The organism is Sporolactobacillus sp. THM19-2 (genome assembly GCF_004153195.1).
Classification (GTDB): domain Bacteria; phylum Bacillota; class Bacilli; order Bacillales; family Sporolactobacillaceae; genus Sporolactobacillus.
In genome coordinates this window covers 42,982-65,091 of the sequence record NZ_SEMC01000007.1, presented here as the reverse complement: position 1 = coordinate 65,091, position 22,110 = coordinate 42,982, and the positions used below count along the sequence as shown (strand labels likewise).

General features: G+C 41.3%; 17 protein-coding genes. 14 read left to right on the top strand and 3 right to left on the bottom strand.

Annotation, left to right across the window (positions count from 1 at the left end):
* Positions 1–101 precede the first annotated feature (101 nt).
* From EWH91_RS07725 to EWH91_RS07710, 4 genes are all read left to right on the top strand, one after another.
* The gene (locus EWH91_RS07725) at positions 102–998 is read left to right on the top strand and encodes a carbohydrate ABC transporter permease (protein ID WP_129929462.1); all 897 of its coding nucleotides are present in this window, start codon (positions 102–104) and stop codon (positions 996–998) included.
* Complete coding sequence (locus EWH91_RS07720; RefSeq protein WP_129929461.1) at positions 985–1,815, top strand: carbohydrate ABC transporter permease; 831 nt, start codon at positions 985–987, stop codon at positions 1,813–1,815. Before EWH91_RS07725 ends, EWH91_RS07720 begins: the two co-directional genes overlap by 14 nt.
* Positions 1,816–1,838: 23 nt before the next feature.
* Positions 1,839–2,930, top strand: coding sequence for an ABC transporter ATP-binding protein (locus EWH91_RS07715; protein WP_206184308.1), 1,092 nt, complete (start codon positions 1,839–1,841; stop codon positions 2,928–2,930).
* Positions 2,931–2,999: 69 nt separating this feature from the next.
* Positions 3,000–3,812: a metallophosphoesterase family protein gene (locus EWH91_RS07710; RefSeq protein WP_165364274.1), complete on the top strand. Its 813-nt coding sequence runs from the start codon at positions 3,000–3,002 to the stop codon at positions 3,810–3,812.
* 150 nt (positions 3,813–3,962) lie between these two features.
* Here the strand turns inward: EWH91_RS07710 and EWH91_RS07705 are convergent, their stop codons facing one another.
* Genes EWH91_RS07705 through EWH91_RS07695 form a run of 3 tightly spaced genes read right to left on the bottom strand, consistent with a single transcriptional unit; the run spans position 3,963 to position 5,175 of the window.
* Positions 3,963–4,337 (bottom strand): transporter, encoded by a 375-nt coding sequence (locus EWH91_RS07705; RefSeq protein WP_129929459.1) that lies wholly within the window; start codon positions 4,335–4,337, stop codon positions 3,963–3,965.
* Between the two features lie 17 nt (positions 4,338–4,354).
* Positions 4,355–4,924 (bottom strand): DUF4352 domain-containing protein, encoded by a 570-nt coding sequence (locus EWH91_RS07700; RefSeq protein ID WP_129929458.1) that lies wholly within the window; start codon positions 4,922–4,924, stop codon positions 4,355–4,357.
* Between the two features lie 23 nt (positions 4,925–4,947).
* Positions 4,948–5,175: a hypothetical protein gene (locus EWH91_RS07695; protein WP_129929457.1), complete on the bottom strand. Its 228-nt coding sequence runs from the start codon at positions 5,173–5,175 to the stop codon at positions 4,948–4,950.
* 287 nt (positions 5,176–5,462) lie between these two features.
* Here EWH91_RS07695 and EWH91_RS07690 point away from each other — a divergent pair, with 287 nt between their 5' ends.
* From EWH91_RS07690 to EWH91_RS07645, 10 genes are all read left to right on the top strand, one after another.
* The gene (locus EWH91_RS07690; RefSeq protein ID WP_240697298.1) at positions 5,463–6,095 is read left to right on the top strand and encodes a YdaS family helix-turn-helix protein; all 633 of its coding nucleotides are present in this window, start codon (positions 5,463–5,465) and stop codon (positions 6,093–6,095) included.
* A 12-nt stretch (positions 6,096–6,107) separates the two neighbouring features.
* Complete coding sequence (locus EWH91_RS07685; RefSeq protein ID WP_129929456.1) at positions 6,108–7,631, top strand: type I restriction-modification system subunit M; 1,524 nt, start codon at positions 6,108–6,110, stop codon at positions 7,629–7,631.
* Positions 7,621–8,889 (top strand): restriction endonuclease subunit S, encoded by a 1,269-nt coding sequence (locus EWH91_RS07680; protein WP_129929455.1) that lies wholly within the window; start codon positions 7,621–7,623, stop codon positions 8,887–8,889. The genes EWH91_RS07685 and EWH91_RS07680 overlap by 11 nt, the downstream gene beginning before the upstream one ends.
* A 107-nt stretch (positions 8,890–8,996) precedes the next feature.
* On the top strand, positions 8,997–9,200 hold the full coding sequence (locus EWH91_RS07675) for a hypothetical protein (protein WP_129929454.1): 204 nt from the start codon (positions 8,997–8,999) through the stop codon (positions 9,198–9,200).
* A 24-nt stretch (positions 9,201–9,224) separates the two neighbouring features.
* Positions 9,225–12,491 carry a type I restriction endonuclease subunit R gene (locus EWH91_RS07670; protein ID WP_129929453.1) on the top strand — a complete coding sequence of 1,089 codons (3,267 nt, stop codon included), beginning with the start codon at positions 9,225–9,227 and terminating at the stop codon, positions 12,489–12,491.
* 20 nt (positions 12,492–12,511) lie between these two features.
* Entirely contained in the window at positions 12,512–14,302 is a 1,791-nt protein-coding gene (locus tag EWH91_RS07665; RefSeq protein ID WP_240697297.1) for an AAA family ATPase, read from the top strand.
* Positions 14,299–15,369 (top strand): 5-methylcytosine-specific restriction endonuclease system specificity protein McrC, encoded by a 1,071-nt coding sequence (gene mcrC / locus EWH91_RS07660; RefSeq protein ID WP_129929452.1) that lies wholly within the window; start codon positions 14,299–14,301, stop codon positions 15,367–15,369. The genes EWH91_RS07665 and mcrC overlap by 4 nt, the downstream gene beginning before the upstream one ends.
* Positions 15,314–17,899: a UvrD-helicase domain-containing protein gene (locus EWH91_RS07655; RefSeq protein ID WP_129929451.1), complete on the top strand. Its 2,586-nt coding sequence runs from the start codon at positions 15,314–15,316 to the stop codon at positions 17,897–17,899. The genes mcrC and EWH91_RS07655 overlap by 56 nt, the downstream gene beginning before the upstream one ends.
* A 34-nt stretch (positions 17,900–17,933) precedes the next feature.
* Positions 17,934–20,438: a hypothetical protein gene (locus EWH91_RS07650; protein WP_129929450.1), complete on the top strand. Its 2,505-nt coding sequence runs from the start codon at positions 17,934–17,936 to the stop codon at positions 20,436–20,438.
* The gene (locus EWH91_RS07645; protein ID WP_129929449.1) at positions 20,422–22,101 is read left to right on the top strand and encodes a UvrD-helicase domain-containing protein; all 1,680 of its coding nucleotides are present in this window, start codon (positions 20,422–20,424) and stop codon (positions 22,099–22,101) included. Before EWH91_RS07650 ends, EWH91_RS07645 begins: the two co-directional genes overlap by 17 nt.
* Positions 22,102–22,110: the final 9 nt, after the last annotated feature.

Below are 22,110 nucleotides of genomic sequence, written 5' to 3'. Positions count from 1 at the left end.
ACTGATCAGGTCACATATTCGGTCATTCGGGATGTGCGGCTTGGGCGGGAGAAAATTTAGTGCGGTGCTAGCCTGAATTGACAGTCAAAGAAGGTGAATTCATGGAGAAAAGACAGACTGAGAAACATTCCTGGACTGCATATGTCCTGATCTTCCCGTCCATTATTATTTTTTCTGTCTTTATGATCTGGCCGGGCGTATATACAATTTATCTGAGTTTTTTAGACTGGAACCTCATTTCTCCAAACAAGAAATTTGTCGGGTTGGAGAATTACATCCAACTCTTTCAAGATCCGATAACTTATAAAATAATTATCAATACGTTTGCCTACATCGTTATTTTGCTGATACTGAACTGGCTAGTTCCTTATACCCTGTCCTTTGTTCTGGAATATGCGATATCTAAAGGGAAAAATTTTTACAAAAAAGTATACTTTCTACCCAGTCTGATCTCGCTCGTCGTGGGTTCGATGTTATATACATGGATTCTTAATCCTGTATCCGGTCCGGTTGCGATTCTCTTTGGCTATCTGGGGATCCACCTTCCGATGTGGAGTAACACAAGCGGACTGGTGATCCTTGTCCTGAGCCTGATCACTTCCTGGAAGGTATTCGGCTATAATTTCATTGTTCTTCTGTCTGGGGTATCGAACATCCCCCAAAGCGTGATCGAGGCGGCTAAAATCGACAATGTCCCACTGCATAAAATTTTTCTGCAAATTGTCCTGCCGATGAGCAGTGCTACAGGCATCTATGTCTTTATCATGACGATTGTTCAGGGGCTGCAGTTCATCTTCACGCCGATTAATGTGGTGACCCAGGGTGGACCGAATTACGCGAGCTCCAACCTGATCTATCATTCATATCAAAATGCATTTGTGCTCTATAAGACAGGCGAGTCTGCCGCTTTGTCAACGATCACGCTTATACTGTTTGCTTTATTGTTGTTACTGGAATTCCGGTTTGTTGAGAGGAGACTGTATTATGCGGGACGATAAACAATTTCATCCACGTCTGCTCTGGCATCTCCTGCTTATCGGGTTTGTTATTCTGCTGCTTTTTCCGATTGTTTTTGCGGTCTCAAATTCTTTTAAGAGTCTGCAGGAATCCTACAATAATCTGCTTGGCCTGATTCCTGCACAGCCGACATTTAATAATTATGTAACAGTTTTTACCACACTGCCAATGGTTCAGATCATCTTAAATACATTTATCATTGCGACAGTTGTTACACTCTTCAAGCTGGTTACCAGCTATCTGGCGGCCTATGCCTTTTCCTTCTTCCAATTCAGGGGAAAGATCGTCCTCTATTTTATTTTCGTGACGACCATTTTTGTTCCCTTTACGGTGACGATGATCCCAAATTATTTGATCATCTCCAAAATTGGTCTGCTGGACTCTATTTACGGAGTGATGCTGCCACAGCTTTGTGATGCGACTGGCATTTTTCTGATCACACAGGCGATGCGAGGAGTGCCCAGATCGCTCATTGAAGTGTCCAGAGTGGACCATGTTTCTGACCTTGGTATTCTGAGAGATATTGTTTTTCCGCTTACCCGTCCCGCTGTTGTGTGTATGGGCATTATGTTCTTTATTAATTCGTGGAATGAGTATGTCTGGCCAACTCTGATCTTAAAGGATCGTATGAATTTCACACTGCCTTTGATTCTCCAAATGTTTATCAGTTCGGAAGGCGGGACCAATTTTCCAATCGCCATGGCCATATCAATGGTCACAATCCTGATTCCGCTCATTTTATATATCTTTTTTCAACGCTATATTTTAAATACATTCAGTCAGTCTGGCATTAAATAGAGTAAAGCGAGGGGGCACGACGTGTGGCTAATCCGTATATCAGGCTTGAGCATATCCATAAAGCTTATGGGGACACGCCTGTCATTGATGATCTGAATTTATCAGTTAATAAGAGGGAACGTCTGATCATGCTTGGTCCGTCGGGCTGCGGTAAGTCCACAACTCTGAGAATGATTGCCGGCCTGGAGCCTGTCACTTCCGGTGATTTGTATTTTGGCGATCGACGGGTGAATGATCTTGCAGCCGGGGACCGCAACATATCCATGGTTTTCCAGGATTATGCCCTGTACCCGCATATGACGGTCGAGAAAAATATTTCCTACGCACTCAGAATCAATAAAGTGCATCGCGAAGAAATCAACAGACGGGTGAAAACAGTGATTTCCATCCTGCAATTAAACAGTCTGGAACAGCGCTTCCCGAGAGATTTATCCGGAGGACAGCGACAGCGGGTTGCGCTTGCCCGGGCAATTGCTAAACAGAGCCCGATTTTTTTATTGGATGAACCGCTGTCTAATCTGGATGCTCAGATGAGAATCAGCGCCCGCAAGCAGCTTCTGCATATTCATCGACTGTATCACCAGACATTCATTTATGTTACACATGACCAGGTGGAAGCCATGACACTTGCTGACCGGATTGCGCTCATGAATCATGGTATTCTTCAGATGCTGGACACACCGTACAATATTTACCATCACCCCGCCAATGTTTTTGCCGCGACATTTATCGGGACACCGGCTTCAAATATCTTAAGTGTTCAGTACCAGAATGCCACGCTTCGTTTTAAGGAAGCAGAACTTCCTGTCGAATCATACTGGAGGACACTGATTGAATCATCCGGGTGTACCCGCTTTCTGCTCGGCATTCGACCGGAACATATACAGACATCAAAGATGGAAAAACCCGGTAGCCTGACCGGTGTGGTTGATCATATGGAAGAATATGGGAACGATACGGGACTTATCTTTCAGTTTGAAGGGATCGAAATGACGGCCATCAGTGACAGGAGAGACTGGAGCAGTGGAGAGAAGTTTTTCTTTAACTTCAACCAAAAAAACATGTACTTATTTGATGAGGCGACATCGAATGCCATCGGTTATCCGTCAGATTGAAGGTCACTGCTCTCTGAGTAACGGTGACTGTATTTACAGGAAAAGATGAAATGGACAGGAGCAAACATCATGGGGCAAAAAATTAAATTCATTCATTTATCGGATATTCATCTCAATCCGGCAACAAAGAAAAATATCAATGGGATGGGCATCAATACGCTGCATAAATTTAACGCACTGTTAAACGATATCAGAAAGCGTGCCCTACACCCGGATTTTTTCATCATCAGTGGTGACTTGATTCATGAAGGGACGGTTGAAGACTACCGTCAGCTGCATGTGCTTCTTAAAGAACAGGAAAAAGCGTTCGGGGTTCCGTTTTATGTATGTCTGGGGAATCATGATGATCGGGAGGCGTTCTGGGCTGGGTATAAAAATGTACCGGGGAAAAAAGAGGCTTATTATTACTCGGAGACAGTCAATGATCTAAAGCTGATTTTCCTTGACAGCAAATACGGAATAAGTGAAGAAGAGGGGCGCATCTCCGGGGAACAGCTCAGTTGGCTGAAAGAGCAGCTGGTGGTGACGCCTCCCGGGGGAACGATACTCATCCTCCATCATCCACTTTACTGTGAACCCCTGGATTTCATGAAATACAGTATCCTTCAGAATACGGATGAACTGGTTCCGGTTATTGAGGGAAAAGATATTTTGGCAATTCTGAGCGGGCATATTCATTTCAACGCAACCTTTAAGACGGCTGGCATCATGAATTTTGTCATTGCGGCAGCGTCCTATGGTATTGACTGCTCGAACCACCGGATTCATAAATTCATGGATGACAGCACCTACGGGCTGGTTCGTATCGTGGACCGTGAAGTGATGGTCGAACAATGGTCTCTGCCGGCAAGTAAAAACGTGAAATTTGAACTGAGTCTTTAGCAAGTCATGCTTCCCACTCAGGTTTGGGATCACAATCCTGGTAAAAGACTTTAGATTATTGGAATTGAATCTTTTTTGAAATAGATGAAGTTTTCCAGAATAATATGAGCAGTAATACGAACAAAAAGCCCTGTACACAGGGCTTTTTCTTTATTTGCTTAGACTCTCAGATGTATCCACATTTTTTTGTAACAGGGTAAAAATAGCCGCCAGGATCGCCAGGACAAATGCCGGGAGAGCGAGAAACATGGTGATCAGAAAACAGCCCATGCCGACAATTCCGAGCACGTGGCCGACAATAGAGATGCCGGCTTTTTTTGATTTCACTAAGGCAATAATATGCAAGATCAGCGTGATTCCGGCACAAACGTAGAAGAAGGTGCCGACTCCTCCGGTTGCCTGCGTTCCTGTCGCTGCGTCTCCTATTGCCGCGAAGAAGACGGCAAACCAGGAAATCATGATCAGGAAGGCCATAATGATATCAGCAATTCCTGTAAAGATATTCAACTTTAACTTCTTTTTCAATGCAGTTCCCCCCAGAATCAGAATGCCATGTCAACGGTGTAGTTTTTCTCTGTAAACATTTCGTCCCCGGCTAAAACACTGAATTTGAATGAACCTTTCGTAAATTTCTCAGCCTGGTCTTCTTTTAACGGAAAAACCACGTAACCGGATACAGTTGCTCCATTAGCAATTTCTCCATCTTTGAAGGCATCATCAATATTCACGTCGGCGCCAACGAGTCCTTCAATCTGCGTGCCATCAGCAAGTACGACATGTCCCTGAGAGGGGTAAGTGGATGCCGCATCCGGTGCCTTGTTCGATACGCTCATGTGGACAAGCAGCGCATATTTCACTTGATCAAATTCATTGTCAACCAGATTGAGATCGGTCACATCCCTGATCTCGGCTGAATCTACTTTTGTCGTTTGCTGCGCAGAAGTGTTGGAAAAATTGAGCTTCGCTTGCTTATGGATTTTTTCTTTCGGGGCTTTACTGCTGGAAGCCGCACTGGAATCTGATGAGCTGCTTCCAACCGATACATCCTCAGTGCATGCACTCAGTGAAAAAACAAGAATAAATGCCAGTGGCAGAAACCATAACTTCTTCATAAAAACGCCTCCAATGTCATGATTTATCGATACATTAACGTATAACCGGTTAACTCAAGTGCCATTTTCATGCCTTTCAGTTGCTCTGTTAACACAATCCGTTTTGCTTCATCAAGCGCCAGTTTTGATTCTTTCAAACGTTCAATCTCCTCGTCCATGTGCTCAATCGTTTTCAGTATGTTCACCTTTGACTGGGCGGTAAGCCCTTTTTTTGTCTGCACATATGGAACGGGAACCAGGGTCAGCTGCATGAACATCCCTCCATTTTTCGCATCCCGGTGTCCTCTGATCAGGAAACGGCAACCCGTTCAGCAGGGTTTAACGCCTATTGAGACCATGAATCAGAAAAAAGTCATGCCGGCGATATTGAGACTTCTTCCTGTTTTGACCATAATAGAGTTAGTAACCATGCTTGTATATCACAGGGCAACTGGCTGGTTTTGGGATCCGGGAGGCAGTTGTGAAATACATCGTGTGGCTCACAACACAAAAATAGCAGAAAATATTGACTCAGTCAATAAGCAGATTTAAAATATTATTGACCGAGACAATTGGTAATGCCCGAACGGGTGGTGATGAATTGATCGGTTTGGAGTATGTTCTTGGGCTCTACAACATGCAGCAGCTTGAACTGGCCGACCGGCTGGGGATTAAGAAACAAAATATTAATCTGTGGCTGAAAGGCAAACAGAATATCCCGAAGAAGTATTTGCCAACTCTGGAGCAGCTTTTTCATATCAATCGGGACTACTTCTCAAAAGAGCTGACTGAAATTGATAAACTTGAGATTCAGAAGGAAAAGCTGAAGGCAGAACTGAAGCCGATCATTGAACGCCATGAGCAGGTACTCAGTCGCAGTGCACAGAAGCTGGAGTCTGTCCCAGTCTATGACAGGGAAGAAATCAACAGGATTGAACGAAGTATTGAGAAGGAGCAACTGATTGAGCGATTCAAAGCCTCCCTGGAACAGGTGGATAAACATCCCTACATGGATACCTACCGGATTATGATGGCCTTGCTGGAGAAGGCCGGATCAGAAATCATTTTACAAAAAACCATTCAGGGTCTGGCCCATTACCTGAACGTTCTGCCCGGTGATATTACAACCGGACCGGAACAGGAAGAATTCGAAGCCGCATTGTTTGAAGTGCTTGATGATTACAATTTCTGAGGAGAGAGAAAAATGGCGGAATCGACAGCAAATATCGGATTTGAAGAAAAATTGTGGAAAGCGGCGGACAAGCTGCGCGGCAGCATGGATGCCAGCGAATACAAGCATGTTGTACTCGGCCTGATCTTTTTAAAGTACATATCGGATAAATTCGAAATGAAATATCAGGAACTGGTTGCCGAAGGGGCAGGGTTTGAAGAAGAGCGCGATGAATACCTGGCGTATAACATTTTCTGGGTGCCAAAGGAAGCCCGCTGGGAGCATATCCGTGACCATGCGAGAAGTGAGAAAATCGGACAGATCATTGACGACGCGATGATCCTGATTGAGAAGGATAACGACAGTCTGAAAAATGTGCTGGAAAAGCGATATGCGCGCCAGGAAATTGATAAGCGACGACTCGGCGAACTGGTTGATCTGGTTTCGACCATCAAGCTTTATACCACCGGTGAACAGGATCTGCTCGGCCGCGTTTATGAATATTTTCTGGGCAAGTTCGCTGAAGCGGAAGGCAAAGGCGGTGGTGAATTCTATACGCCGACCGGTGTCGTTCAGACGCTGGTCTCGATGATCGAACCTTACAGAGGACGGGTGTACGATCCATGCTGCGGGTCCGGCGGAATGTTTGTCCAGAGCAGTAAGTTTGTTGCAAGGCACAAAGGGCGTCTTGCCGATCTGGCCATCTACGGACAGGAACTAAACGCAACCACCTGGAAGATCTGCAAAATGAACCTGGCGATCCGCGGCTTGTCCGGAGATATCGGTCCCTATCAGGCGGACACGTTCCACAACGATCTTCATAAAAATCTCAAGGCCGATTTTGTTCTGGCCAATCCGCCATTCAATATCAGTGACTGGGGCGGCGATCAGCTGACTGAAGACGTTCGCTGGGCTTACGGGATTCCGCCGCATGGGAATGCCAACTATGCCTGGCTGGAGCACATTATTTATCATCTGTCGCCACGTGGCGCGGCTGGCGTGGTCCTGGCCAATGGCTCACTCAGCACGAACACATCCAATGAAGGCGAAATCCGAAAGAATCTGCTGGAAGCCGATCTGGTCGACGCGATCGTTGCCATGCCGGATAAGCTGTTCTATTCCGTCAGCATCCCGGTTTCCCTCTGGATTCTCAATCGGAATAAAAAAGGCAACGCCGGCCAGCGGGATCGCTCACACGAATTTCTTTTCCTTGATGCCCGCCATCTTGGCAACATGATTGACCGTCGTCACCGGGAACTCAGTCAGGAGGACATTGATAAAATTGCCGGCACCTATCATCAGTGGCGCAACCGGGACGGAAAATATGAAGACGTCAAAGGTTTCTGCAAATCGGCGACCCTCGATGACGTCAAAGAAAATGATTATATTCTGACGCCCGGCCGCTATGTTGGGATTGAAGAAGAAAAAGATGACGGCATACCCTTCGAGGAAAAGATGGACAAACTGACCAGTGAACTCAGTGAACTGTTCTCAGAATCCCATCAACTGGAAGACGAAATCCGGAAGAACCTGAGGGGGATTGGGTATGAGTTGTGATAGTTTTCGACTTGTAAAATTAGCCGATTTAACTATTGATGGAAAAGGTCATTATGGTATTCCTGCATCAGCTGTTAAATATTCAAAGAATTTGTTAACATATTTAAGAATCACTGATATAAATGATGATGGAACATTAAACAAAGCGGATTTAAAATCGGTAGATGATCCTAAAGCGCAGAAATATGTATTAAAAGAAAATGATATAGTTTTTGCGAGAACTGGCAATAGCACAGGTAGAAGTTATTATTATAATCCCAATGATGGCAAACTAGTTTACGCAGGATATTTGATTAAATTTAGCTTAGATCCAAATAAAATTAATCCAATGTATATGAAGTATTACACTCTTTCTGATGATTACAGAGACTGGGTATCATCATTTTCAACTGGAAGTACAAGAAAGAATATTAACTCAAAGACTTATGGTGACATGAAATTAAGAATTCCTATAAGAGAACAACAAGATTTAACTGTTAAGATATTATCTTCTATAGATAAACAAATCGATATAAATACTAGAATAAATCACAATTTAGAAGCCATGGCTCAGGCAATCTTCAAACACTGGTTTGTAGATTTTGAATTTCCAGATAAAAACGGTAACCCATACAAATCAAGCGGCGGTGAGATGGTTGAGAGTGAACTAGGGATGATTCCTAAAGGGTGGAAAGTTTATGATCTTAAAACACTTTCTAATATGAGGAACGGTGTAAATTACATCAGGAATCAAAAGGGTATACCAACCAAAGTGATTAATGTTAGAAATTTTGATGGATCTCTCATTGTTAATCAATCCAAATTAGATGTTGTGGATTTACCACAAAAACAAATTGAGGAATATAAATTAGAAAAATTTGATACCGTAATTGTTAGAAGTGCAAAACCTGGAGAAACAATGCTCAATATTGAAGTAAATAGTAATGTTGTATATTCAGGATTTACAATCAGAGTCAGAACAGAGGAGAACATGAAAATATATGTTTTTTATTATCTAAGGAATTCCATAAAAATATTGAATAATTCTTCAAATGGTACTGTTTTTAAAAATCTTAATCAAAAGATATTAGGATCGCTAAAGGTGATTGTTCCCTCAGAAGATATACTAATTTTGTATAACGGTATTATGAAAGGTTATTTAAAATTGCTAGTTGAAAAAAATAAGGAAGTTTCGCATCTAATTAAATTAAGGGACACTCTCCTCCCCAAACTGATGTCTGGTGAGATTCGGGTGCCAACGAAACAGACAGTCAAATAAATTACTGTTTATCGTGATATTTCCTACCAATATTTTCTGATTTGATGATCATTTGATTAAGAGACAGATTGTGATCCACTCAACTGTCAAAAAAGAGGCGTTACACAATGAAATTCGGGATACGGAAACCGAGTTTACGGAAACGGATTGCTGCCCGGACCAGCATGAAGCGCCAGATTGTCCAGCGGGCGGGACTGAAGATGCCGAGAGGCTACGGCTGGGCGCGGAATCCGAAAAAGTACGTGTATAATAAGGTGTATCATCGGACGACGTTTAATATTTTTTCTCTACTGAAAAAGCTGTTTAAGTAAAACTGAGACAGGAGGGAAATATCTATGAGTGCGGCGGATAGTTTTACAGAAGATGTTCTGGAGAAGGCATGTATTGAAATTTGTCAGGAACTGGGTTATGAGTATCAGTCAGGGCCGGATATTGCCTGCGACGGCAGAAGTCCGGAACGTGATGATTACAAAGGGGTTCTTCTTGAGAATCGGCTCAGAGATGCACTGTTTCGTATCAATCCGGAGATCCCGCGTGAAGCGCTGGATGATGCCTGGCGTCAGGTGATCACGTTCAATAATCCGTCACTGGCTGAGAATAACCACTATTTTCATCAGCTGCTGACCGAGGGGATTGAAGTTTCCTTTAAGGAACACGGCCTGATCCGGACGAAACGCGTCTATCTTATCGATGTCGCGCAACCTGAACGGAATGATTTTCTGGTCGTCAATCAGTTTACCATTCTTGGATTGGAAAAAAGGCGGCCGGATCTGATTTTGTTCATCAACGGTTTACCGCTGGTTGTCGTTGAATTGAAATCCGCCTCTGATGACAATGTTGGAATTGAAAATGCCTACAACCAGATTCAGACCTATAAAAAGGACATTGAGGATCTGTTCAATTACAATGCCTTCTGCATTATTTCCGACGGGATCAACGCCAGGGCGGGGACCATCACTTCTAATCTCGAACGGTTCATGAACTGGCGCAGCACCGATGGCCAGCATGTCGAACCGCTGTCGGTCCCGCAGTATGAAACACTGTTTCGCGGCATGCTGAGCCCGTCACGTCTTCTGGATATCATCACGCACTTCATTCTTTTTCAGACGTCCAGTTCAGAAAATTACGATCGCAGCGGAAAGAAGCTCGGTGCTAAAAAATCGCTGATCAAGATTCTGGCTGCCTATCATCAATATTTTGCCGTGAAGAAAGCGATTGAGAAGACAAAGATCGCCACCAGCGCTACAGGAAACCGGAAGATTGGGGTCGTCTGGCATACTCAGGGATCCGGGAAAAGTTTTACGATGGTCTTCTATGCGGCAGCACTGGTCCGGCAACTGAATAATCCAACCATTGTCGTGATCACCGACCGTAATGATCTTGATGATCAGCTCTACACAACGTTCGCCAAATCTCAGGAGATCCTGAGACAGGAACCCAGACAGGCCAATGTCCGCAAGTTAAGTGAGGAGCAGAAGAAGGCTCAGACCGGCGAGAATACGCACGAGGTGAACGGACTCTACGACCTGCTCAACGACCGCGTGTCCGGCGGAATCATTTTCACAACCATTCAGAAGTTCAAACCGGAGGATGGCGGGATGCCGGTGCTAACCGACCGGCGCAATGTGATCATTATTGCTGATGAAGCCCATCGCAGTCAGTATGGTCTCGAAGCGAAGACGAACCTGAAAACCGGAAACGTGAAGTTCGGTTACGCCAAGTATATGCGTGATGCCCTGCCGAACGCTTCCTATATCGGTTTTACCGGGACGCCGATTGAGTTTGAAGATAAATCGACGCCGGCTGTTTTCGGCAATTACATAGATATTTACGATATGACTCGTTCGGTAGAGGATAAGGCAACGGTTAAAATTTATTATGAAAATCGGATCATCAAGCTCGACGCCAATGATGATGTGCTGAAGAGTCTGGATGATGAATTTGACGAGATCACCGAGGGTCAGGAAGAGGTCGAACGGGAGCGGATCAAGGCAAAATGGTCCCGTCTCGAAGCCGTGGTCGGCTCGCCGAACCGGATCAGGAAGCTGGCGGCAGATATTGTCCAGCACTTCGAAGCCAAAGAAAAAGAAATGGCCGGAAAAGCGATGATCGTCTGCATGAGCCGGCGCATCTGCGTTGATCTGTACGATGCCATTGTCAGGCTGCGTCCGGACTGGCACAGCGATGATGTGGATAAGGGAAAAATCAAAGTGGTCATGACGGGCAGCGCGGCCGACAATGAACGGCTGCAGAAGCACGTCGGCGGCAAGCAGCGCCGTGATATCCTTGCGAAACGGATGAAGGATGTGAACGATCCGCTGAAAATCGTGATTGTCCGTGATATGTGGCTGACCGGGTTTGATGTGCCTTCGCTGAACACGATGTACATCGATAAACCGATGAAGGGACATAACCTGATGCAGGCCATTGCCCGCGTCAATCGCGTGTTCAAGGATAAGGAAGGCGGCGTCGTTGTCGATTATATCGGGATCCTTGAAAGCCTGAAAAAAGCATTGAATCAATATACAGACAGTGACCGGAAGAACACCGGGATCGATACCTCGGCGGCCATTGCGGTCATGGAAGAAAAGTTCGAGATTGTCAAAGGCATGTTCCATGGCTTCGATTACAGCGGTTATTTTGAAAAATCACCGGTGAAACGGCTGCGGGCGATTACCGGCGGCATGGATTTTATCCTCGGGAAAGGTGATAAGGACCAGAAGGACTATATTCAGTTTGCGACGGAACTGGGGAAGGCCCACGGGCTGTGCGCGGCCACAGAACAGGGCAAGGCGATTGCCCTGGAAGTCGGCTTCTTTAAAGCAGTAAAAGCCAGCCTGGTAAAACTCAAGCATCGGGATACAAGCGATCTGGCAAAGAAAACGATTGAACAGCGTGTCAGCCAGATGCTGGAGCGTTCAATCATTTCAGAAGACGTAATCGACGTATTTGATACCCTGGGCCTGAAGCAGCCGGAAATTTCCCTGCTTGACGAACAGTTTCTGCAGGAAGTCAAGACGATGAAGACGAGAAATCTTGCCCGGGAAATGTTGAAGAAACTGCTCGAAGGTGAGATCAAAACCATGGGCCGCACGAACCTCGTCAAATCCGAATTGTTCTCGGAGAAGCTGCGGAGATCGCTGAACAAGTACCGCAATCAATCGATCACCAATGCTGAAGTCATTGAAGAACTGATCCGAATGGCTAATGAAATCCGGCAAATGGGTGCAGATGAAGCCAAACTTGGCTTAAACAGGGATGAAATCGCCTTTTACTACGCCCTCTCTAAAGATCAGGTTGTCCGTAAATTCTATACGGACGACACACTGAAGAAGATTGCGCAAGAACTGACCAACACGATCCGTAAAAATGTTACCATTGATTTCAACATCCGTGAACAGGCTCAGGCCATGATGCGGATTCATATCCGTCGACTGCTGAAAAAGTATCATTATCCGCCGGAACAGGCAAAGACTGCACTTGACACCGTGATGAAGCAGGTCAACCTGATGTCAAGCAACGAAGCACCCGATGCTGAGACGTATGACGGGATGCTTGGCGCGCAGACGGCGGCGGAGGATAAGGGAAAATATAGAATTTAATTAATATATGAAGAGCGTGTGTGCTCACTGTTTTTCTGGTGGAAGAATCAGGGGAACAAAACCACTACAGATCAATTCAAAACATGACAGAGGATAAATGGGAGCAAGTTGCCATGTTAAACAATAAAAAAACATCGGAATGGTTTCCAAAGGATTACAATCCAAATATTTCAACTGAGCAATGGTTAACCCTGCTCAAAAATCAAAAAGTATTTACACCGGATAGCCTTGCCATTATGAAACGTATAAAAGATTGCGGTGGAGAGGCCACTTGCAAACAACTTTCTATAAAATACGGAGGGACACCAAATTTCTATAACAGCGGATCATCCTCACTTGCCAGGCGTGTCGCTGACGAAACCGGATGCCCTGAAATGACTAAAGACACAAATAATTCCAGATTGTGGCCAATTCTCTATCTGGGTAAGTACGCAGATAAAGGTACAGAGGGCATTTACATCTGGAAACTTCGTGATGAACTAAGTAAGGCACTGGATCAGTGCGACCTATCCAATATACCTTTGTACATGAATGAACATGGTTATTGGTGGTTAAATGCCAATCCGAAAATTTGGAGCTTTTCCAACATAGAAATTGGAAAGGGCCAGAGTTATACGCTTTACAATGGGAATGGGAATAAGCGCCATATATTTCAGAATTTCTTAGACGCAAGAGCAGGTGATCCTGTGATTGGATATGTATCGAATCCTGTCAAACAGATTGTCGCACTTGCGCAAATCACACGGGAGAATGATGGTAAGAAGTTATATTTTAAAAAAGTTGAAAGCCTGAATACACCTGTCGATTACGCAACCTTGAAGAATTGTTTCGAACTTAGAGGGATGGAGTATTTTAAAAGTAAGCAGGGCAGCCTTTTTAAATTAACGAAGAGTGAATACGATGTCATTATGGATTTAATCCGTGAAAGGAACCCTGTTGTTAACTCAGATGAAAATTTTGAAAGCTACACAAAAAAAGATTTTTTGAAAGAAGTATATATGTCGGGTCAGCAATTTGATTCCTTAGTCTCTCTTCTGAAACACAAGAAGAATATTATTCTGCAAGGAGCGCCAGGCGTTGGTAAAACGTATGCGGCAAGGCGCCTTGCCTATGCGATGATGGGGAAAAAGGATGACAGTCACATTGAATTTGTCCAATTTCATCAGAATTACTCTTATGAAGATTTTATTATGGGTTATAAACCTCAAGGTGCAGAATTCAAATTGCAATACGGCATTTTTTATCGTTTCTGTCAAAAGGCGGCCAACATGCCTGAAAAACCATTCTTCTTTATTATTGACGAGATAAACCGTGGGAATTTGAGCAAAATTTTTGGCGAACTGCTCTTGTTGATAGAAAAGGATTATCGTGGTATGGAGGCCACTCTTGCTTATAATGGCATGTCATTCGCCGTTCCAAAAAATTTGTACATTGTCGGTATGATGAATACTGCAGATCGTAGTCTGGCAATGATTGATTATGCATTGCGCAGACGATTTAGTTTCTTTGAAATGGAGCCAGGTTTCGATTCAAAAGGCTTTAAAGCCTATCAGGCCGGTTTCAAGAATGATAAATTCGATGCTTTGATTGAGCAAATCAAGAGATTAAATCAGAAGATCGCCGCAGATAGTTCGCTGGGTAAAGGCTTTTGTATTGGTCATAGTTATTTCTGTGGAGAGCAGGATTGCACAGATGAGTGGATGAAGGAAGTCGTAGACTATGATATTATTCCGATGCTTAGCGAGTACTGGTTTGACGAGCCTGCGAAATTGGAGCAGTGGAAGAGTATTCTCCAAGGTGTTGTTCAATGATTAAAGACAAGGGCATTGTCATTAAGAATATTTATTACATGCTTACCTATGCCTTTCAGGTACTAAAACAATCAAATTACGATGAAGTTGCTGCGGAAGAATTTGAAAATATACAAGATCTTTTCGCTGCAATACTCGCTAAGGGAATTGCACAGCAGTTAAAACAAGGTCTGCACCGAGAGTATGTCTCTAAATGTGCCGATCTCTCGAAAATGCGAGGGAAGTTAAATATACGCGAAACAATCTATAATAAACAAAAAAGATTACAAAAACTAAGCTGTGAATACGATGAGCTTTCAGAAAACAATATATTTAATCAGATACTTAAAACCACAGCAATCAATCTGCTGCGGCAAAAATCGGTGAGTGCAGAACACAAGGTGGCACTAAAAAAAGTAATGCTCTTTTTCGGAGAAGTTAATTGCATTGAAACATCCTGCATTCAATGGAGCAGGCTTCGGTATCAGAGAAACAATCAAAATTATAAAATGTTACTGAACATATGCTATTTTGTCCTTGAAGGCTTGCTGCTTTCGGATGAAAAGGGCAAATATAAAATGGCTACTTTCTTAGATGAACAACATATGTCGCGGCTATATGAGAAATTTGTCCTGGAATACTACCGATACCACCACCCCGACTTACGAGCAGCCGCTTCCCAAGTCTCCTGGAATGTAGACAATGATGTTACTGATTTTCTACCGATCATGCAGACAGATATTACATTAAGACATGGCAATAAAATACTTATTATAGATACCAAGTACTATTCACATACGATGCAAGTTCAGTATAATCATCGGACGCTTCATTCGAACAACCTGTATCAAATCTTTACTTATGTTAAAAATCAGGATATTGGAAGAACCGGCAACGTGGCAGGTATGCTTCTGTATGCAAAAACTGAAGAGGCTGTCACACCAGACTGTGATTATCAGATGGGTGGCAACAAGATCAGCGTAAAGACGCTGGATTTGAATCATCCCTTTCCTGAAATTGCGGCACAGTTAGATGAAATTGCTTTATCCTATTTTGGAGATAAAGCGGGGAAATCAAATATTTCATGAAGAAAAAATCTGTTTAAAGAGCCAATATGCTTTTTATTTGATGCTTGAATTTTTCGTTATGGAGGAACACAATTTGCAACTGATTCCACAATACTCCTTGTTACTTTTTTATGATGAACTGCCTGAACAACTGAATCAAATGATCAAGTATCATCTTCATAACGGTATTCGTGTCTATTTATTTACGATGGATAGTCTAGAAAATTACGAAACAAATCCAGATTGGATTCAGGCAAGGAATTATGGCTTACTTGAATGGCACGAAATCCGTTTGAACTCAATTTTCTCCGGTAAGTCAATTTGTTTTTATGATGGCATCATTAGTGACAATCAATTATACGAATATCTTAAGGAGCAATGTCCGGATTTCAATCATCAACAATATGAAGTCATTCATGCACCGCAACGTGTACATATTCTGCTGCATGCTGGAGCAGGCACCGGAAAAACAACAACGATGATTGAACGATTGTTATTTCTGAAGAACACAAAGAAGCTTAAGAAATTCTCTGACGCAAGTTTGATTACATTTACCAATGAAGCGGCACGGACAATTCGTGAACGTCTCCTAAATAAGATTAATCATTATTTTTTTCTGACCCGCAACAAAAAATTTTTGAAGTGGGCTGAGGATGCTGAATCGATGCAAATTTCAACGATCCATTCTTTTGCAGCAAATTTTATTAAGCCTGTTGCTCATTTCCTGCATTTTCAAAAAAAGCCTGAAGTGGTTAGTTGCAGATACAAGCGAAAATTATTATGTGAAAAATATATTGATAATTATGCAAAAGAGCACATGAAGGAATTTAAACCGTTCAAGCATGTACCTCAATATGAAATCGTTAAATTGTTTGAGAAAGTTCAACAGACCATCAAAAACAAGTCATTAACTCTGCGGGATCTTACTAATATGGAGCTTGGTAATGATGCAGATAATTTATGTGGCCTTTTAAAATATTTGCTTGTGAATGTAGAATCTGATCTGGACAAATATAAAAAAGAGAACGGCTACCTTGAGGTAAATGATCTGATTGCTGAATTAGCAAACATAAAGATTAGTGAACAGATGGGTAATTATTTTCCTGAAATCAAACTGTTAATGATCGATGAATTCCAGGATACAGATGAGGCTCAGGTGGACTTTGTGAGTCGGTTAGTTGAGAAACTCCATGTTCGATTATTTGTTGTTGGAGATATTAAACAGAGCATCTATCGTTTCCGGGGAGCAGATTACACAGCATTTTATCAACTAAAGGAAAAATTGGAGGCCCAAGGTGAAAAATTAAGGGAATATACGCTGACATTGAATTATCGCTCAACTAAAACTTTACTGAATGCATTTGACTCTATGTTCACCTCATGGGGGAAGCAAATCAGCAGTTTTAGGTATCAGCCATCAGATAAACTTCGTCCTGTAAGAAATGAGCTTAGTAAAGGCTTGACCAGGGTTCCATTGAATGATGTGAATCTCGAAAAGATTCTCGCAAGAATTGAAAGAAAAAATGATACTGCTGTTCTTGTCCGGACAAATCACGACGTTGATGAGATGATCCATAAGATTCAGTCGCTTGGTTTTTATTGTGAAGGAATTCGAAAGGGGAATTTTTTTAGAACTTTGGCAGTCCGGGAGTTTTATATTTTAATTAAGGCACTGATAAATCCAATGATCTGGCCGACTCGCTATGCTCTGCATATGAGCTCGTATGGTAGTGCAAGATTAAAATTGAATGATATATTTCATAATTTTTCAAGTAAAAAGCAATATTTGAAGGGCTTAATAGGGCAGCAACCTGAAGCTCAGAAATTTCGTCAACTTGTTCATCAAGTTCGAATATTTCCAGTGATGCCCACGCTGATTAAATATATACGTTCTGTTAATCCAACTGAAAATTACCGACAAAGAATCTATTTAAAAATGCGACAGCAGTTTCCGGAACGAAATAAAGAGGAACAGCAGCGTGAAGCATTCGCCAGATTTCGAGAATATACATTAGATTTAGAAAAATTGATTGTGTTGATTAATGAAAATTTGAGTGATCAGGCGGCCACACTGGTGGATCTCGAACATTTCCTGAGTATTAATATATTAACAAACAATCATGAGAAGCCAGCAACGTTAAAAAAGCAAACACAGCGGATAAAAGTAATGACGGTTCATCAGTCAAAAGGTGAGGAATACGAAAATGTAATTTTACCGATTATGAATCATTCATTTCTCGATTACCGTCGCAGTCAATTTATCCTGAAAAAATCTGAAAACTACTGGCAACTTGGCTTTTCAGCTACACTGTTCAATGGATCAGATGAGCCGATAAATATTAAAAATGATATTTTTAATCATCTTTTGCCTTCTGAGAAATCAGAAATTATTGGAGAGGAAACACGTTTGCTCTATGTAGCACTTACTCGTGCAAAGGATAAAGTTTTTGCTAATGCACCGGATCAACAACTTCTGGAAGTTCGTCCAAAAAGTTGGAGTCAATTGATCGATCTTAGAGGTGAAGAATTTGTTTCACATCAGGACATATGAGAATGCAACGAAATTCTTTGATACAGTAATCCAAATGGATGAAGATACATTACACATTGCTGCTGCAAATTCACTCGCAGATTATTTGGACAAGCAATCACATAATAGGGCACTGATCCTATCCTATGAACAACTACAAAAAAGACTGTTTCCCGTGTGGAATAGTCGGCGAACCCAAATTGAACTTGAATCAATAATTCATCGATTACTGATCTCGTTGCCAGATAGTCCGGTAAAAAATAAGATGATTGATGAACTGGATAATGAATTAATCAGTAGTGTCCGCTATTTAGTAAATCTAAATCTGATGGATATTCATACTGAAGATCAAGATATGCAAGAGATGAAGATATTTTCGGATATAATGAAGCATCTAAAAGAAAACCAAATCGTATTAGATTATCAATCTAATATGAAACAATTAACAGCAACATCGATTTTTCAAAAATTAGGGCGGACGTTTCATCGAATTGCTGTCTATCAGATGGATTTCATTGATGCAGCACGGCTTCACTTTTTTTATAAACTGGATTCTCTCTCTTTCCCCGTCACATTCTTCGTTCCTTATAATAACACGTTTAAGAAATTCTACGAGGGATGGAGCCGTATTTATGATCAGGTGTTTGATACTCGAAATGTTTTGCGAGGAAAAGATATCCCTGGAACAAGTGGAACTCAATCCGGGGAAAAATTAATCAATTTTGTTGAAAACAAGAAGGATACAGAAGGAATGTCTCAAGATCAAGCGGATGAAGGACTCCACCTGATGCATTTTCGTAGTGAAAAGGCCGCTTTAGATTATTCATTAGGACATCATCAATCATTGATTTCGCTTGATACTAATCATATAAGGCCGTTCTTACCTCTAATGAATCAATATGAGGAAAGAATTCCGCTATCAGAATATATTCAAGGACAATTTTTCTCTCATATTCTCGAGGTTAAGAAGAGTGAGAATAAATTATTCCTAAATTATTCGACATTTGTCAAGATGATCTCATCTGGATGGATCAATGATGGAAAGGTTTCAGGAACATCTGCCACTGGACTTCTTACCGATTTAAGGGATTACATGACTGGGGTTGAAACACTGGAGGAAATTGTACATAGGCTTCATGTGCTTTTACGGTTCCGGGATTGTGAAAGTGAATTTGATAAGTTATCTGGAGCTGGAGCAGATCACGATTATATCAAAGAATACTTAACGAATCCGTTTCACGCATTTCCATATTTTGAGAAGCAGAGATATGAAATAACTCTGGACCAGCTAATCAAACTATCAGAAAAACTTCAAACCTGTCTCAGACAATTTAGTTTAGGGGATTCTGATGTTGTGCACTGTAGTCATTATATAAAGCGGCTTATTACTTTTATGGAAATTCAGCAGAAACATGGAACATCTTCAGATCCAATTATAAATGAATTTATTAGGGCTTTTAAACAGTATCCAGTAGATGATAACTGGTACTATACAAAGAAAGAACTTGCAGAATTATTTAAATTGATACTGGGTTACCAGGATCATTCGAAATCGGTAGTGATTAGTCGTTTTAATCAGGTTTCTGGGGTAGCACTCTCACAAAAATCCATTCATTTATCGGATATGACAAGTAGATTATTCCCTGAAAGGAAATATGTTTTACCCGAATATCTAAGAAATTATAACTGGATTAAGCAATGTATTCTCAATGAGACACGTCTAAGCGTAAGTGAAAAAATGCTTCTTCTTCACTGCCTGAATGTTGATCAACAGTCACGTGAACTTGTCCCGGAGATGTCTCGATATTATTTATACTATCTGCTTGCCTTCAGAAGGGGAAGCCTGACAATTAGCTGGGCAGATAATTCTGATTCAACAGAATATCCTGCGTCTTTTCTAAAGCTTATCAATTATATTTACTTCGGTACAATTGAATTTGATCTTACTGAACAAAAAATTGGGTATTTACAATGGGTTGCTAATAATAATCCGGAGACGTTGTTGTCGCTTCCAAGCACTGAAGAATTATCCGGAAAGATTCCAGATGTTAGCTGGATTGACTATGATTTTTGCCCGAAAAAGTTTTTTTATACTTCCGTGTTGAATTATCATCCTGTATACACAAGTGACTTTCATCAACGTTTGCTATTCTCAATTATAAGTAAGCTGATCAGTCAGATTAGTGGAGGAAAGGAGGGGGCAGAGGAATACCTATATCCGCTATTCCCACAATGGACAGATGAGTTAAAGAAAAATTTGGTGGATACACAATTCTATCAGCCACTTAGAGAGTATAAGACCTTTGATTCAATACAATATCCTCGATCTTTAGCGTATATTCAAAGGTTGAGGAGCCAATATTTACCAACAAAACGATGGAAAATAAAGTATCGTTATAAGAAGAATACATTGAAGGATGATGATGCATTACATGATCTGAAAGAAAATTATATTCATGGAGAATCCGTTGATGCTACTCCGGGCCCCCATTGTAAAATGTGCCCATTTTTATTAATCTGTGATAAAGGCAGGTACCCCGTTGATGAACTTAACATCTAAAGAGCCTGATAAAAAGTCTGACGTTGTATTTACTAGATCATTAAACTTTTTCAAAAGAGCAGCTATGGCCTGGCAAGATTATTTCGATTATAGTCATCTTTTTCCACATATCGAACCAACGAATGAGCAATTATCTGTGATTAACCAGATTGAAACGCAAATGTTAATCAATGGTGAAGCAGGTAGTGGGAAAAGTATTACTTTGCTATATAAATTAATCCGTGATATGGCTGAGAATCATAAATCAAGAATTCTATTTGTGACGTACAATCAGACATTAATTGAAGATGCAGTTAAGCGATTAAAAAGTTCTGCTAAGTACAATGATTTAATTAGCAAAGGATCCACTACGCCGGTTATTGAGACTTATCATCAACTCGCATGGAATTTACTTAAAGATATGGGTTTCAATGAATTAAGAAAGTTCCAGCCGACATTTGACGGACTCGAAAAAGCACAGCACAATTTGAAAGCTAAAGTTATTGCTGTCTGTGATAATTTTCCATTATATACGAAGAAACTTTATTCAACACAGGACGTTCAGTTTTTACTCGATGAGTTTCTATGGATGAAAGCTAACGGTATTGTAAACTTGAAGGATTATCTTGAAGTAAAACGCACTGGGAGAGGCAATGCCCCAAGATTGGCAAGAGATCAGCGAGTGGCTGTCTTTAAATTATTTCAAGAATATAATAAACAAATTCATGAGAAATCACACATGCTTGATCCGGAAGATTACGCACTTTTACTATTGCAACACATTAATGAAGTTGATGATACAGAAAAATTTGATTATGTGTTTGCAGATGAGATTCAGGATTTCTCACCTATGCAATTAAAAACTCTGTCTTTGCTTACCACAAAAAGTTTAACCCTTTCAGGGGATAGCCGGCAAAGGATCTATATGAGATCTCCATTATCTTACAAAGATCTTGGAATTGATATTCAGGGACATAGGAATAGAACACTGAAACGAAATTTTCGTTCGACAAAGCAGATAGTAAGGTTGGCCAGCGAGTTGAAGTTTTCTGATGGAACAACATCAAATGTGAATCAATTTGTTGACAGTGATCAAAATGGTGAGCTTCCGGAAATCAGATGTTGTAAAGACAATACAAAGTTGCTTCAATTTTTAATCAAAACAATTGCTGAGATACTCGAAAGGGAGCCACAGTCGTCTATCGTAATTGTTCACCGATTGTCTAGTAATGAGCTTTTAGGTCGAAATTCAATTAAAAATTTTCTTGGGAAGACTTATTCATTGATTTCAGTCTCTCAATATGGCAAAAGATTTTCATTCTCTCATTACAAGAAGCCAATAGTTTTTTCAGATCCATTCAGTATTAAGGGACTTGAATTTGATTTTGTCTTTGTACTCGATTTTGATCATGATCATTATCCGGATCAAAATCGTATAAAACAATTAAATCAATACTATGGTAAGGGCAGAGATGATGATCCGTCTTATTTAAAAGATTTAGATTCTGTCTTAGATCAGGAAAAAAGAATTTTATATGTTGCAATTACTCGTGCAAAGAAGAAGGTATGGCTTCTTTACCAAAGCAAGAATCCATTAAAAATATCTCCATTTGTCCGAGATTTAAACTGTGATGATTATCTGGCTTTTGGCTTTGATAAAAATAAATACAATTCAGTAAAGTAAATACGTGCG

Coding starts and splice junctions, on each gene's coding strand:
- EWH91_RS07725 (WP_129929462.1), top strand. CDS start 102: ATGGAGAAAAGACAGACTGAGAAACATTCCTGGACTGCATATGTCCTG.
- EWH91_RS07720 (WP_129929461.1), top strand. CDS start 985: ATGCGGGACGATAAACAATTTCATCCACGTCTGCTCTGGCATCTCCTG.
- EWH91_RS07710 (WP_165364274.1), top strand. CDS start 3,000: ATGGGGCAAAAAATTAAATTCATTCATTTATCGGATATTCATCTCAAT.
- EWH91_RS07700 (WP_129929458.1), bottom strand. CDS start 4,924: ATGAAGAAGTTATGGTTTCTGCCACTGGCATTTATTCTTGTTTTTTCA.
- EWH91_RS07695 (WP_129929457.1), bottom strand. CDS start 5,175: ATGCAGCTGACCCTGGTTCCCGTTCCATATGTGCAGACAAAAAAAGGG.
- EWH91_RS07685 (WP_129929456.1), top strand. CDS start 6,108: ATGGCGGAATCGACAGCAAATATCGGATTTGAAGAAAAATTGTGGAAA.
- EWH91_RS07680 (WP_129929455.1), top strand. CDS start 7,621: ATGAGTTGTGATAGTTTTCGACTTGTAAAATTAGCCGATTTAACTATT.
- EWH91_RS07675 (WP_129929454.1), top strand. CDS start 8,997: ATGAAATTCGGGATACGGAAACCGAGTTTACGGAAACGGATTGCTGCC.
- EWH91_RS07670 (WP_129929453.1), top strand. CDS start 9,225: ATGAGTGCGGCGGATAGTTTTACAGAAGATGTTCTGGAGAAGGCATGT.
- mcrC (WP_129929452.1), top strand. CDS start 14,299: ATGATTAAAGACAAGGGCATTGTCATTAAGAATATTTATTACATGCTT.
- EWH91_RS07655 (WP_129929451.1), top strand. CDS start 15,314: ATGAAATTGCTTTATCCTATTTTGGAGATAAAGCGGGGAAATCAAATA.
- EWH91_RS07650 (WP_129929450.1), top strand. CDS start 17,934: ATGGATGAAGATACATTACACATTGCTGCTGCAAATTCACTCGCAGAT.
- EWH91_RS07645 (WP_129929449.1), top strand. CDS start 20,422: ATGAACTTAACATCTAAAGAGCCTGATAAAAAGTCTGACGTTGTATTT.